At 73.0% G+C, this 12,902-nt stretch carries 13 protein-coding genes; 8 read left to right on the top strand and 5 right to left on the bottom strand.

Annotation, left to right across the window (positions count from 1 at the left end; all coding sequences use genetic code 11):
* Nucleotides 1-77: 77 nt before the first annotated feature.
* Genes trxA through QDR37_RS06750 form a run of 4 tightly spaced genes read right to left on the bottom strand, consistent with a single transcriptional unit; the run spans nt 78 to nt 5,146 of the window.
* Nucleotides 78-395 (bottom strand): thioredoxin, encoded by a 318-nt coding sequence (gene trxA, locus QDR37_RS06735; protein WP_279712841.1) that lies wholly within the window; start codon nt 393-395, stop codon nt 78-80.
* Nucleotides 396-431: 36 nt separating this feature from the next.
* Complete coding sequence (trxB, locus tag QDR37_RS06740; RefSeq protein ID WP_279712842.1) at nt 432-1,454, bottom strand: thioredoxin-disulfide reductase; 1,023 nt, start codon at nt 1,452-1,454, stop codon at nt 432-434.
* 51 nt (nt 1,455-1,505) lie between these two features.
* Entirely contained in the window at nt 1,506-3,119 is a 1,614-nt protein-coding gene (gene murJ / locus QDR37_RS06745) for a murein biosynthesis integral membrane protein MurJ (RefSeq protein WP_279712843.1), read from the bottom strand.
* Entirely contained in the window at nt 3,116-5,146 is a 2,031-nt protein-coding gene (locus QDR37_RS06750; protein WP_279712844.1) for a DUF6049 family protein, read from the bottom strand. The genes murJ and QDR37_RS06750 overlap by 4 nt, the downstream gene beginning before the upstream one ends.
* A gap of 140 nt (nt 5,147-5,286) precedes the next feature.
* Between QDR37_RS06750 and QDR37_RS06755 the strand changes: the two genes are divergently transcribed.
* The 8 genes from QDR37_RS06755 to QDR37_RS06790 all read left to right on the top strand — a co-directional run bounded on the left by QDR37_RS06755 (nt 5,287) and on the right by QDR37_RS06790 (nt 11,451).
* On the top strand, nt 5,287-6,741 hold the full coding sequence (locus tag QDR37_RS06755; RefSeq protein ID WP_279712845.1) for a CCA tRNA nucleotidyltransferase: 1,455 nt from the start codon (nt 5,287-5,289) through the stop codon (nt 6,739-6,741).
* Nucleotides 6,742-6,844: 103 nt separating this feature from the next.
* A complete protein-coding gene (rpsF, locus tag QDR37_RS06760; RefSeq protein WP_279712846.1) occupies nt 6,845-7,228 on the top strand; it encodes a 30S ribosomal protein S6 in 384 nt (127 codons plus the stop codon).
* 2 nt (nt 7,229-7,230) lie between these two features.
* Nucleotides 7,231-7,776, top strand: coding sequence for a single-stranded DNA-binding protein (locus QDR37_RS06765; protein ID WP_279712847.1), 546 nt, complete (start codon nt 7,231-7,233; stop codon nt 7,774-7,776).
* Nucleotides 7,777-7,932: 156 nt separating this feature from the next.
* On the top strand, nt 7,933-8,193 hold the full coding sequence (gene rpsR / locus QDR37_RS06770; RefSeq protein WP_279712848.1) for a 30S ribosomal protein S18: 261 nt from the start codon (nt 7,933-7,935) through the stop codon (nt 8,191-8,193).
* Between the two features lie 13 nt (nt 8,194-8,206).
* Nucleotides 8,207-8,665, top strand: coding sequence for a 50S ribosomal protein L9 (gene rplI, locus QDR37_RS06775; RefSeq protein ID WP_279712849.1), 459 nt, complete (start codon nt 8,207-8,209; stop codon nt 8,663-8,665).
* Between the two features lie 551 nt (nt 8,666-9,216).
* On the top strand, nt 9,217-10,590 hold the full coding sequence (gene dnaB, locus QDR37_RS06780) for a replicative DNA helicase (protein ID WP_279712850.1): 1,374 nt from the start codon (nt 9,217-9,219) through the stop codon (nt 10,588-10,590).
* Between the two features lie 175 nt (nt 10,591-10,765).
* The gene (locus QDR37_RS06785; RefSeq protein WP_279712851.1) at nt 10,766-11,188 is read left to right on the top strand and encodes a DUF308 domain-containing protein; all 423 of its coding nucleotides are present in this window, start codon (nt 10,766-10,768) and stop codon (nt 11,186-11,188) included.
* On the top strand, nt 11,185-11,451 hold the full coding sequence (locus QDR37_RS06790; protein ID WP_279712852.1) for a hypothetical protein: 267 nt from the start codon (nt 11,185-11,187) through the stop codon (nt 11,449-11,451). The genes QDR37_RS06785 and QDR37_RS06790 overlap by 4 nt, the downstream gene beginning before the upstream one ends.
* On the opposite strand, the gene purB is transcribed toward QDR37_RS06790, so the two are convergent.
* The gene (purB, locus tag QDR37_RS06795) at nt 11,448-12,830 is read right to left on the bottom strand and encodes an adenylosuccinate lyase (protein ID WP_279712853.1); all 1,383 of its coding nucleotides are present in this window, start codon (nt 12,828-12,830) and stop codon (nt 11,448-11,450) included. The two genes, QDR37_RS06790 and purB, sit on opposite strands and share 4 nt — an antisense overlap.
* Nucleotides 12,831-12,902: the final 72 nt, after the last annotated feature.

The raw sequence follows: 12,902 nt of genomic DNA on the forward strand, positions 1-12,902 counted from the left end.
TGCTCGGTCACGGTCCTCCTCGGGCGGCAGGAAGGGCCGCCGCTGCAGTCAGCGACGGCCCGCTCGTCGGTCGGAGGTCAGGCGAGGACGCCGGCGAGGTCCGCCTCGAGCGCCGGCTTCGGCTTGGCACCGATGACGGTCTTCACGACCTCGCCACCGGAGTAGAGCTTCATGGCCGGGATCGACGTGATCTGGTACTTCATCGCCGTCTCGGGGTTCTCGTCGACGTTGAGCTTGACGATCTCGAGCTTGTCGCCGTGCTCGGCGGCGATCTCCTCGAGCACCGGGCCGACGCGACGGCACGGGCCGCACCACGCCGCCCAGAAGTCGACGAGCACCGGCTTCTCGGCCTGCAGGACGTCCTTCTCGAAGGTGGCGTCGGTCACTTCGCGCATGGCGCTGCTCTCCTTGGGCTCTGGGGTGGATCGAGACTACGCGCGTCCGACGAGCTCGCCGGACGGGGTGAAGGTGGCACCGGCGGCCGGCGCCTCGCCCGGCTCCGTCTCACCCTTCGCCTGCGCGAGGAGCTCGGCCGGCAGCGCCGCGAGGTAGTGCTCCGCGTCGAGCGCCGCGACGGTGCCGGACGCGGCGGCCGTGACGGCCTGCCGGTAGGTGGGATCGATCACGTCGCCCGCGGCGAAGACGCCGGGGAGCGAGGTGCGGGACGAGCGGCCCTCGACCGCGACCGTGCCCGCCTCGGTCAGCGCGAGCTGGTCCTTGACGAGGTCGGTGCGGGGGTCGTTGCCGATGGCGATGAAGAGGCCGTCGAGCGGCAGATCGCGGGTCGAGCCGTCGAGCGTGGACTCGAGGCGCACGCCCGAGACGAGGTCGCCGCCGAGCACCTCGGCCACCTTCGAGCTCCACTCGAACGTGATCTTCGGGTTGTCGAAGGCGCGCTGCTGCATGATGCGCGAGGCGCGGAGCGAGTCGCCGCGGTGGATGACGTGCACGCGGTCGGCGAAGCGGGTGAGGAAGGTGGCCTCCTCCATCGCCGAGTCGCCGCCGCCGACGACCGCGATGGTCTTCTGGCGGAAGAAGAAGCCGTCGCACGTCGCGCACCACGAGACGCCGTGGCCGGAGAGCCGGTCCTCGCCGGGCACGTGGAGGTGCCGGTAGCCGGAACCGGTGGCGAGGATGACGGTGAGGGCCTCGTGCACGTCGCCGCGGCCGGTGGTGACGCGCTTCACGTCGCCGGCGAGCTCGACCGAGACGACGTCGTCGAGCAGGATCTCGGTGCCGAACCGCTCGGCCTGCTCCCGCATGCGCTCCATGAGGTCGGGGCCCTGCACGCCCTCGGGGAAGCCGGGGAAGTTCTCGACCTCGGTCGTGTTCATCAGCTCGCCGCCGGCGTCGACCGAGCTGGCGATCAGCAGCGGGGCGAGCTCCGCACGCGCCGCGTAGAGGGCGGCGGTGTACCCGGCGGGACCCGAACCGATGATGATGACCTGACGCATCCGCTTCTCTCCTGTCGAACTGCTGGGGATGGAACCACCCGGTCGGGCACCCTATTCCGCGGCTCGCGACGGCCGGAACCGGGCCGTGACGAGGCGGACCGCGGTGCCGAGCTCGGGCGCGCGCAGCACCGCGAGCACACCGAGGTAGACACCTGCGACGACGGCGCCGAGCACGGCGGTGGCGACGAGACCGTCGAGACGGCCCGAGACCGCCCAGCCGCCGCTGAAGCCGCCGAGCACGGCGAGCAGCAGCAGTCCGACGGCGAGCGCCGGCACCGCCGCGATCAGGTAGCGGGCGATCGCCCCCCGCACCGCACGGCCGGCGAAGCCGCCGATGCGGCGACGCAGCAGGACGGCGGCGACGACGAGCTGCACCACGGTGCTCACCGACACCGACAGCGCGATGCCCGCGGCGATGTAGGCGTGGGGCAGCAGCGCGCAGAGCAGCGTGCCGGTCACCGCGACGACGAGCTGCACCAGCGTGAACCCGAACGGCGTGCGGGTGTCCGCGAGCGCGTAGAAGCAGCGCTGGATCACGAACAGCGCGGTGAACGGCAGCAGCCCGACGAGGTAGGCGGCGACGACGAGCGCCATCGCGCCCGTCGCGTGCAGGGAGTGGCTGAAGAAGGCGGAGAAGGGCAGCGCCGCCACGAGCAGCGCGGCGTCGGCGACGACGAGCACGAGCAGCACGATGCGGAGCGCCTGGCCGACGTCGTCGCGGAGCGCGGCGGTGTCGCCCTCGGCCGCGTGCTCGCTCATGCGCGGGTAGAACACGGTGACGAGCGAGACGGTGATGATCGAGTGCGGCAGCATGAAGATCAGCCACGCGTACGACATGACGGCCGACGAGGCGTCGACACCGCTCGCGATCGTCGCGACCCGCATCTCGATGAGCCCGGACAGCTGGGTGAGCACGAGCATGCCGAACGTCCAGCCCGCCGCGCGGCCCGTGGACGAGAGGTTGACCCCCCGCCAGGAGAAGTCGGGCCGGTAGCCGAGGCCTGCGCGGCGCCAGGCGAGGATCAGCACGAGCGCCTGCGCGGCGATGCCGAGCGTCGCGCCGCCCGCGAGCACCGCGTCCATCCCGAGGGAGAACGGCCGCGTCGACGCCGGGTCGACCGTGCCGAACAGCACGACGAAGAGCCCGAGCATCGCGATGGAGACGACGTTGTTGAGCACCGGCGCCCACGTGTACGGGCCGAAGGAGCGGCGCGCGTTCAGCACCTCGCCGAGCACCGAGTAGAGCCCGAGGAAGAACAGCTGCGGCAGGCTCCAGTACGCGAAGGTGATCGCGATGGCGAGCGTCGCGGGCTTCGTCACGAACGCCGCCATGAGCGGCGGCGAGAGCACCGTCACGACCACCGTGACGAGGGCGAACACGCAGACGGCGATCGTGACGACCTTGTTCACGTACGCCTGCCCACGGTCGGGCCCGCTGCTCGCACGGATGATCTGCGGCACGAGCACGGCCGTGAGCAGGCCGCCGCCGATGATCGCGTAGATGCTGTTCGGCACGTAGGTCGCCGACAGGTAGGCGTCCGCGACGAAGCCGACGTTGCCGATCACGACCGACAGCAGCGCGGTGCGGACGAAGCCGAGGACGCGGGAGACGATGGTGCCCGAGGCGAGGATCGCGCTCGCGCGGCCGATGCTCGTGGTGCTCATGGGGTCCTCCGGAGGGCGCGGCGGGCGCGGCGGACGTTGCGGTACACGCCGGTGCCGAACAGGGCGAGCAGCGCGATGGCGAGCACGACGGCGCCGACCGCCTCCCAGCCGGCGTTCACGGTGATCGGCACGGTCAGCGACCTCCCGATGGGGCTCCCGTGCGTCGTCGTCAGCGTGAGGGTGAGCCGCACGTCGCCGTTGCTGATCGACTGCACGGGCAGGCGGACCGACGCGCCGGCGTTCGCGGGCACGGTGACGTCCCGGGTGCCCTCGACACGCAGCCGGCCGTTGCTCGCGGTGCCGTTCACGCGGACCGTGACGGGCTCGTCGAGCTCGTTCGTCACCTGGACGGGGAGGGCGCCGGCGCCGCCCACGTAGGTGATGGGGCTGCGCTGGTCGAAGTGGATCTCGAGGACGAACCGCGCGAAGCGCCGCTCCACGTCCGCGGCGGCGGTCGACCACTCGCGGTCCTGCCCCCGCCAGGCGGTGGACAGCGCGGCGAGCAGGGCGAGGTGCTCGGGCCCGACGATGCGGCCCGGCTCCTTCATCGCGCTGCCGATGCGCCGCACCCCGGCCTCGGCCGAGTACAGGTCGCTCGCCGTGCGGACGCGGGCCGCGGGGACCCGGCCCTCGTGCAGCCGCACCGTCGTCGAGGCGCCCTTCAGGAGGTCCGTGAGGTCGGTGCCGGTGATCCAGTCCTGGCCCGCGAGGGACTTCAGCACGCGGTCGAGACCGGCTCCGCCGCCGCCGGAGACCCTCGCGGGCAGGGCGAGCACCGCGTGCGCGTCACCGGTGACCGCGTCCGTGCCGAGCACCCCGACCAGCTCGGCCGTCGCGGCAGCGGCCTCGACGCCGGTGCTCGTCGCCGCGCGCTGCAGCAGCTGCGACGCGGTCGCGTCGGCGAGGAGCGCGGTCGCCGGGCCCACACGGATCCGGGGCCCTGCAGCGACCCGCGCCCTGCTGTCCGCGACGTCGCGGGAGTCGAGCAGGGGGATCGAGTAGTCGGACGACGCGAGGAACGGGAGCGCCTCGGCCGACACCGTGCCCGCGACCGGCCAGGAGACGCGCGTCGAGGACCAGCTCCAGTCCAGCAGGTCCTTCGTGCTCGGCAGCGCCGTCGCCTCCGGCGCCGGCGTGGCGCTCGCGGTGGGCGCCGGGCTCGCCGAGGCGGAGGGCGCCGTGGCCGTCGCCGACCCGAACGACTTCGGTGCGCCCGTCACGTCGTCCGCCCCGGCGGCGTGCTCGAGCGTCACGTCGCCGTCGGCGTAGGGCAGCCGGACCGTCTCGTTCGGCAGCCCCTGCAGCGCGGCGAGGAAGTCGGTGGCCGACGCCGGTGCCGCTCTGCCCAGGGCGCGGATCGAGGCGAGCACCTCCGGGTCGAGGGCGACCGAGGCGTGGGGCTCCGCGCGAGCGGCACGCAGCGCGTCGTCCCACGCGCCGCCCGGCCCGGTCAGCGTCTCGAGCGTCGCGGCGTCGACGAGCCCGGTCTCGTTCGCGGGCGCCGTGATCGGCACCACGGTGCCGAACCCGACCGAGCCCGTGAACCCGTTCGCGATCCGCGTGACGGCGGCATCGGCGAAGGTGGAGATCCCGCCGGCGCGCAGCTCGACCCCGAGCACCCGGGTCCCGGTGCTCGGGCCGACGACGCTGTCGACCACCAGGCGGGAGAGGTGCACGCGGACCGTCTCGGTGGCACCGGCGTCGATCGACGGGCTCCTCGTGGTCGACACGAGGTAGCCGAGCAGCGCGGCGTCGGGCTGGGAGACCCGTCCCACCAGCGTCTCCACGCTCGCGACGGGGTACTTGTCGAGCGAGAGCCGCAGCGTGCCGCCGGGCAGCCTCGCGGTGCCGCGGTTCGTGATCTCCACGTCGACGTCGAGCGCGGAGCCGGCGCGCAGCACGCCGGCGGCGGTCGGGGCGACGACGAGACGGGCCGACGGCTCCCCCGCGGCGACGGCCGGGACCGGCGGGGCGGCCGCGAGCGCGACCAGGACGGCGACCGCGGCGAGAGGACCCCGCGCCCTCACTCGGCGCGGTCGGACACGCGCCGCCCGGTCCCCAGCATGGCGGGCAGTCTACGGTCGCGCCCCCGCGAACGGGGGTCCCGCGCCGGTGCGCCGCCGAGGTCCGGAAGGCGTGCGGGGTGCCGTTCCCTAGGCTGTCCGGCATGCATCCGGTGGCCGCTGCCGTGCCGCGGCTGACCTCGCTCGCCGAGCGCCCGGCGCTCCGTCGCCTCGCGACCGCGTTCGAGCGCGCGGGCCACGAGCTGGCCCTCGTCGGCGGCCCGGTCCGCGACGCGCTGCTCGATCGACCCGTCACCGATCTCGATCTCACGACCGATGCCCGACCCGACACCATCGCGGAGATCGTGCGGCCCCTCGCCTCCGCGCAGTGGGACACCGGGCGGGCGTTCGGCACCGTGGCCGCGCGGATCGCGGGCGAGGCGGTCGAGATCACGACCTACCGCCGCGACACCTACGTCCCCTCCTCCCGCAAGCCGACGGTCGAGTTCGGCGACAGCCTCGACGGCGACCTGCGACGCCGCGACTTCACGGTGAACGCGATCGCGGTGCGTCTGCCGTCGCTCGCGATCGTCGACCCGACGAACGGCATCGAGGCGGCGCTCGCGAAGCGCCTCACGACGCCGTCCCCCGCGGTCGAGTCGTTCGACGAGGACCCGCTGCGCATGCTGCGCGCCGCGCGCTTCACGGCGCAGCTCGGTTTCACGCTGGACGAGGAGGGCGTCGAGGCGATGCGCGCGCTCGCCCAGCGCATCGAGGTGGTGAGCCAGGAGCGCATCCGCGACGAGCTCGCGAAGCTGCTCGCCGCCGACCCCGCTCGTCCCGGTCTCGAGCTGCTCGTCGCCACCGGTCTCGCCGACCGGGTGCTGCCCGAGCTGCCGGCGCTGCGGCTCGAGGTCGACGCGCAGCACCGGCACAAGGACGTGTACGAGCACAGCCTCACCGTGCTCGAGCAGGCCGTGGAGCTCGAGCACGAGCGGTTCCCCGGTACGCCGCCGGACCTCGTGCTGCGGCTCGCCGCGCTGCTGCACGACATCGGCAAGCCGGCGACCCGCCGGTTCGAGCCCGGTGGCCAGGTGTCGTTCCACCACCACGACGTCGTGGGCGCGAAGCTCGCGCGCAAGCGGCTGAGGGCGCTGCGCTTCGCGAACGAGCAGATCGAGCAGGTCGCGACGCTGATCGAGCTGCACCAGCGCTTCTTCGGCTACGGCGACGCCGCGTGGACCGACTCCGCCGTGCGGCGGTACGTGCGCGACGCGGGCGACCTGCTGCCGCGGCTGCACATCCTGGTCCGCGCCGACGTCACGACGCGCAACGCCCGCAAGGTGCGCCGGCTCGCCCAGTCGTACGACGACCTCGAGCGCCGCATCGCCGAGCTCGACGCCCAGGAGCGCCTCGACGCCATCCGCCCCGACCTCGACGGCGAGGCGATCATGCGTGAGCTCGGCCTGCGACCGGGCCCCGAGGTCGGCCGCGCGTACCGCTTCCTGCTCGAGCTGCGCCTCGACGAGGGCCCGCTCGGCGAGGTGGAGGCGACGAGCCGGCTGCGTCGCTGGTGGGACGAGCAGGGCGAGGACACGGCCCGGGACGCGAACCGGTAGACTGCCGCGGTTGCCCGGGATGCTTCCGCATGCCCGCGCATCGGTTCACACCCTCCTGCCACGGACCGACCGTGGCCGTTTCACGACCAGAGGAGGTGGGGTAGTGACGCAGAAGTACGAGCTCATGGTCATCCTCGACCCGAGCATCGACGAGCGGACCGTCGCGCCCAGTCTGGATCGGTTCCTCGGTGTCATCCGCAACGACGGTGGCACGGTCGACAAGGTCGACATCTGGGGACGCCGGCGACTGGCGTACGAGATCAAGAAGCACTCCGAAGGCATCTACGCCGTGGTCAACCTGACCGCGACGCCGGCCGCCACGCAGGAGCTCGACCGGCAGCTGGGCCTCTCCGAGGCCGTGCTCCGCACGAAGGTGCTCCGCGCCGACGAGGCGGTCACCACCGCCGAGAGCTCCCGCCCGGTCGACCGCCCGGCCGAGCCCGAGCAGCCGCGGCGCTCGCCGCGCGGCCCCCGCCCGGCGAGGTAGTCGTGGCCGGCGAGACGATCATCACCGTCGTCGGGAACCTCACGAGCGACCCGGAGCTGCGGTACACGCAGAACGGCCTCGCGGTGGCGAACTTCACCATCGCGTCGACGCCGCGCACGTTCGACCGGCAGGCGAACGAGTGGAAGGACGGCGAGGCGCTGTTCCTCCGCGCGAGCGTGTGGCGCGACTTCGCCGAGCACGTCGCCGGCTCGCTGAGCAAGGGCTCCCGCGTCATCGCGACCGGGCGGCTCAAGCAGCGCAGCTACCAGGACCGCGAGGGCCAGAACCGCACCGCGATCGAGCTCGAGGTCGACGAGATCGGCCCGTCGCTCCGTTACGCCACGGCGCAGGTCACCCGCAGCAGCGGTGGTGGTGGCGGCCAGGGCGGCGGCGGACCCCGCGGCGCGGTCGGCGGCGGTGGCCAGGGCGGCGGCAGCAGCCGCGGCGGTCAGCAGCAGCAGGACGACCCGTGGAGCACCCCGGGCGGCGGCGGTGGCAGCGACGGCTGGAGCACCCCCGGCGCCTACGACGACGAGACGCCGTTCTGACGACGTCGTAGGCATCCGGTCGGCCGATCGAGTCGGCCGACCTCCCGTACCGGGATCGGCTCTGCCGTCGGGTCTCGCCCGCCGGCCGGTCCACCCCCCGGTCCTCGAGGTGTTCCGCACCTCGTCCAGATCTGAACCAGTAAGGAACCAACTGCAATGGCAGGGAAGTCTCGCGGCGACAGCCGCAAGCCCACGCGGAGCAAGGGCGGCAAGCCCGTCGCTCCCGCGAAGCGCATCAAGGTCGGGGTGATCGACTACAAGGACGTCGCCACCCTCCGCAAGTTCATCTCCGAGCGCGGCAAGATCCGCGCGCGTCGCATCACCGGCGTCTCCGTGCAGGAGCAGCGGCTCATCGCCCGCGCCGTGAAGAACGCGCGCGAGATGGCGCTGCTCCCCTACTCCGGCTCCGGCCGCTGATCGGGAGGACGACATGTCGACGTCGAAGCTGATCCTCACGCAGGAGGTCACCGGGCTCGGTTCGCCCGGTGACGTCGTCGAGGTCAAGGGCGGGTACGCCCGCAACTACCTCATCCCCAGCGGGTTCGCGATGACCTGGACCCGCGGCGCCGAGGCGCAGGTCGCCTCCCTCCGCGCGGCCCGTCAGGCTCGCGAGGCCGCCTCCATCGAGGAGGCGCAGGCCCAGAAGCAGCGGCTCGAGTCGCAGCCGCTGCGCCTCACCGTCCGCACCGGCCAGGCCGGCCGTCTGTTCGGCTCGGTCTCGCCCGCCGATGTGGCGCAGGCCGTCGAGAGCGCCGGTCTCGGCACGATCGACCGCCGCTCCGTCGAGTTCCCCTCGGCGATCCGCTCGACCGGCACCTACCAGGCGACGGTGCGGCTCCGCGAGGACGTCTCCGCCACCCTCACGGTGGAGGTCGTCGCCGCCCGCTGACGACGAGAGCGCGAAGCACGAACGGCGCCGGATCCCTGCTCGGGGTCCGGCGCCGTTCGTCGTCCCCGCACCGCGCCCAGGGGGACGGGGAGGGCCCGCGCCCGGTGCCGTCACCCCCCCGGCAGGGGCGGCGGACCGCCTGCGGCTGCGACCTCGACGAGGCCCGCTCCGACCATCCGCCGAGCAGTCGTCCAGGTCGGTCCACGCCGGGGCGAGCGCTAGCACCTTCCGCACCCGACACGCCATCCAGAAACCTTCTACCAATGGTTGAACCTAGTTATCCCCATGGGGACCTGTTGGGGAAGGATCCGCTGGTCAAAGGCCACTATCGGCCCGCGGTCAGGCTGCGCTGAGGCCGGTTATCCCCAGGCGTTCCACATGGGGAGAGCCGTCCTTCGGGCGCGTCGTCCACACCTCGATGCACAGGGGTGGGGTTAGCGTCGCTGCCCTCGCGACAGGAGCCGGTGTCGGGGCCCGGTGGTACCTGTTCAGCAGCGGCTCCTGGTCCGGAGGCGCCGCATCGCGAGGCCATCGAGGGGAGGGCGGCAGGCATGTCGATCACCGATTGGGACGTCGCTCCCGGAGCCTTCGACGAGCCGGGCGAGCGCCGGCGCGAGCGCACGCCCCCGCACAACCTCCTCGCCGAGCAGAGCACCCTCGGCGGCATGCTGCTCTCGGCCGACGCGGTCGCCGACGTGCTCGAGGTCGTCGTCGGCGCCGACTTCTACGTGCCGAAGCACGAGGTCATCTTCAACGCGATCCTCAGCCTCTACTCGCGGGGCGAGCCCACCGACGCGATCAGCGTCGGCGACGAGCTGGTGCGCTCCGGCGACGTGCAGCGCGCGGGCGGCGAGTCGTACCTGCACACGCTCACGAACATCGTGCCGACCGCCGCGAACGCCGGCTACTACGCGTCGATCGTCTCCGAGCAGGCCATCCTGCGGCGCCTCGTCGAGGCGGGGACGCACATCGCCCAGCTCGGCTACACGGCCGAGGGCGAGGCCATGGACCTGCTGAACCAGGCGCAGGCCGAGGTGTTCGGCATCGCCCGCGAGTCGGCCACCGAGGACTTCGTGCCGCTCACCGACGCGGTCACCTCGGCCATCGACGAGATGGAGGCGGCCACCGGGCGCGACGGCGAGCTCACCGGTGTGCCGACCGGCTTCAAGGGCCTCGACGACCTCACGAACGGCCTGCACCCCGGACAGCTGATCATCGTCGGCGCCCGCCCCGCCATGGGCAAGTCGACCGCGGCGCTCGACATGGCCCGCGCCGCGTCGGTGAAGCACCACATGCCCACCCTGTTCTTCTCGCTCGAGATGGGGCGGGCCGAGATCGCCATGCGCCTCATGTCGGCCGAGGCCACCATCCCGCTGCAGAGCATGCGCAAGGGCACGCTCACCACCGACGACTGGACGAAGATCGCCGCCACCCGCGGCCGCATCAACGACGCGCCGCTCTACATCGACGACAGCCCGAACATGAGCCTCGCCGAGATCCGGGCGAAGTGCCGGCGGCTCAAGCAGAAGGCCGGCCTGCGGCTCGTCGTCATCGACTACCTGCAGCTCATGACGAGCGGCAAGCGCGTCGAGAGCCGCCAGCAGGAGATCAGCGAGTTCTCCCGCGCGCTCAAGCTGCTCGCGAAGGAGCTCGGGGTGCCGGTCATCGCGCTGTCGCAGCTGAACCGCGGCTCCGAGCAGCGCGCCGACAAGCGCCCCGCGATGTCCGACCTCCGCGAATCGGGATCGATCGAGCAGGACGCCGACGTCGTGATCCTGCTGCACCGAGAGAGCGCCTACGACCGCGACCAGCCGAACCCCGACGCCGACTTCATCGTCGCGAAGCACCGGAACGGCCCCACCGACACCATCACCGTCGCGTTCCACGGCCGCTACTCGCGCTTCGCCGACATCGCCGTGGCGTAGCCTTGCTGGGCCCTCCGGGGCCTTCTCACAAGGAGCTGCTCTGGCCACCGCCACCACGACCGATCGGCGTGCGAGCGGTCTCCGGGCCGTCACCGCGGCCCGCGCGATCGTCGCCGCGGCCCTCGCCGTCGTCGTCACCTTCACCGCCGACCACACCCCGTCGTTCGGGCTGCTCGTGTTCGGGGCCTTCGGCGTCGTCTGCGGGCTGGTCGTCCTCGCCGGCACCCGCAGCACCGCGCGCACCCGCACGGGAAGGGGCCTCGTCGTGACCCGCGGCGTCGTGCTCGTCGTCGCCGGGGTGCTCGCGCTCGCGATGCACGGCGGGACGCTGACGACGTTGCTCGTGATCGAGGCACCGGCCTTCCTGATCGCCGGGGGCCTCGAGGTCGTCACCGGCCTGCGCCGCGCCGACGCCGACGCGGGCGCGCGCGACGGCATCGTGGTGGGCGGCCTCGCCGTCCTCGTCGGCGCGATGCTCTCGATCCTCACGCCCGACTCGATCTTCGCGGTCGGCGTGCTCTCCGCCTGGGGCGCGATCGTCGCGGTCTACCTCGGCATCGCCGCGCTCACGCCGCCCCGCCCACGGCGGGACGCATGACCGCGCCGTCGCTGCGGGAGCGCCTGAAGCCCGCCGAGCTCGTCGGCATGGCCGCCGTCGTCGGCGTCGTCATCGGCGTCGTCGTGGTCGTCGTCACCCGCGGTGAGCTCGAGTTCGCCGCCGTGTTCGCGCTCGTCGCCTTCATCGTGTCGCTGCTCGCCCTCGCCATGCTCGCGCTCCTCTCGACGAGCGGACCGCAGGACCGCGGCGCCGACGGACCGGTGCTGCTGAAGCCGAAGCCTCCGCGGAGGCCGCGCGGCTAGTCGCCGAGGTGCTCGACGAGCCTCGCCGCGAGACCCGTGTAGGTGGCGGGCGTCAGGGCGGTGAGCCGCTCGGTGGCGGCGGGCTCGAGACCCAGGCCGGCGACGAACGTCCGAAGGTCCTCCGCGGTGATGCGACGCCCGCGCGTCAGGTCCTTCAGCAGCTCGTACGGGTTGGAGAGCGCGCTGCGGCCCGCAGCGATCTCGGCGCGCACGACCGTCTGCACCGCTTCGCCGAGCACCTCCTGGTTCGACTCGAGGTCCTCCCGCATCCGCGCGGCGTCCACGTCGATCTCGGTGAGGCCGCGGGCGACGTTGTCGAGGGCGACGAGCGAGTGCCCGAGGCCCACGCCGATGTTCCGCTGGGTGGTCGAGTCGGTGAGGTCGCGCTGCAGCCGGGACGTGACGAGGGTCGCCGACAGCGTGCCGAGCACCCCGTTCGACAGCTCGAGGTTCGCCTCGGCGTTCTCGAACCGGATCGGGTTCACCTTGTGCGGCATGGTCGAGCTGCCCGTGGCGCCGGCCACGGGGACCTGCTTCAGGTAGCCGAAGGCGATGTAGAGCCACACGTCGGTGCAGAGGTTGTGCAGCACCCCGTTCAGGTGCACGATCCGGCCGTAGAGCTCGACCTGCCAGTCGTGCGACTCGATCTGCGTCGTCAGCGGGTTCCACGTGAGACCGAGCCCCTCGACGAAGCGCTGCGAGAGGGCCTGCCAGTCGACGTCGGGTGCCGCGACGACGTGCGCCGCGTAGTCGCCGCTCGCCCCGTTCGACTTGCCGAGCACCTCGACGGCCGCGACCTTGTCGCGCAGGCGCCGCAGCCGGGCGGCGAACACGGCGAGCTCCTTGCCCGTCGTCGTCGGTGTCGCCGGCTGCCCGTGGGTGCGGGCGAGCATCGGCACCCCTGCCCAGTCGCGGGCGAGCGCGGTGAGGCGCTCGAGGACGCGGTCGACCGCCGGCAGCCAGACGTCGTGCACGGCGTCCCGGACCGTGAGCGCGACGGCGAGGTTGTTCACGTCCTCGCTCGTGAAGGCGAAGTGGGTGAGCTCGGCGAGCCGCTCGAGCCCGACCGCCGCCAGGTGCGCGCGGACGAGGTACTCGACGGCCTTCACGTCGTGCCGGGTCGTCGCCTCGAGCCGGCCGAGCTCGGCCACCTCGTCGGCGCCGAAGCGGTCCACCAGCTCGCGCAGCGACGCCCGCTCGTGCTCGGCGAGCGGCGCCGTGCCGGCGACACCCGCGTCGGTCAGGGCGATCAGCCACTCGACCTCGACCCGGATCCGGGCGCGGTTCAGGCCGGCCTCGGACAGGTGCTCGGCGAGCGGAGCGGCCGCGGCGCGGTAGCGCCCGTCGAGGGGGGACAGCGGCTCATCGATCAGCGGCACGCGCGCCTCCTGGGGTCGGGGATCCCCATTCTCCCGGACCACTTCGCCCGCCGGGCATCCGCTCCTCCCCAG

This window comes from Amnibacterium sp. CER49, assembly GCF_029846255.1.
GTDB lineage: Bacteria > Actinomycetota > Actinomycetes > Actinomycetales > Microbacteriaceae > Amnibacterium.

Coding starts and splice junctions, on each gene's coding strand:
- trxA (WP_279712841.1), bottom strand. CDS start 395: ATGCGCGAAGTGACCGACGCCACCTTCGAGAAGGACGTCCTGCAGGCC.
- trxB (WP_279712842.1), bottom strand. CDS start 1,454: ATGCGTCAGGTCATCATCATCGGTTCGGGTCCCGCCGGGTACACCGCC.
- murJ (WP_279712843.1), bottom strand. CDS start 3,119: ATGAGCACCACGAGCATCGGCCGCGCGAGCGCGATCCTCGCCTCGGGC.
- QDR37_RS06755 (WP_279712845.1), top strand. CDS start 5,287: ATGCATCCGGTGGCCGCTGCCGTGCCGCGGCTGACCTCGCTCGCCGAG.
- rpsR (WP_279712848.1), top strand. CDS start 7,933: ATGGCAGGGAAGTCTCGCGGCGACAGCCGCAAGCCCACGCGGAGCAAG.
- rplI (WP_279712849.1), top strand. CDS start 8,207: ATGTCGACGTCGAAGCTGATCCTCACGCAGGAGGTCACCGGGCTCGGT.
- dnaB (WP_279712850.1), top strand. CDS start 9,217: ATGTCGATCACCGATTGGGACGTCGCTCCCGGAGCCTTCGACGAGCCG.
- QDR37_RS06790 (WP_279712852.1), top strand. CDS start 11,185: ATGACCGCGCCGTCGCTGCGGGAGCGCCTGAAGCCCGCCGAGCTCGTC.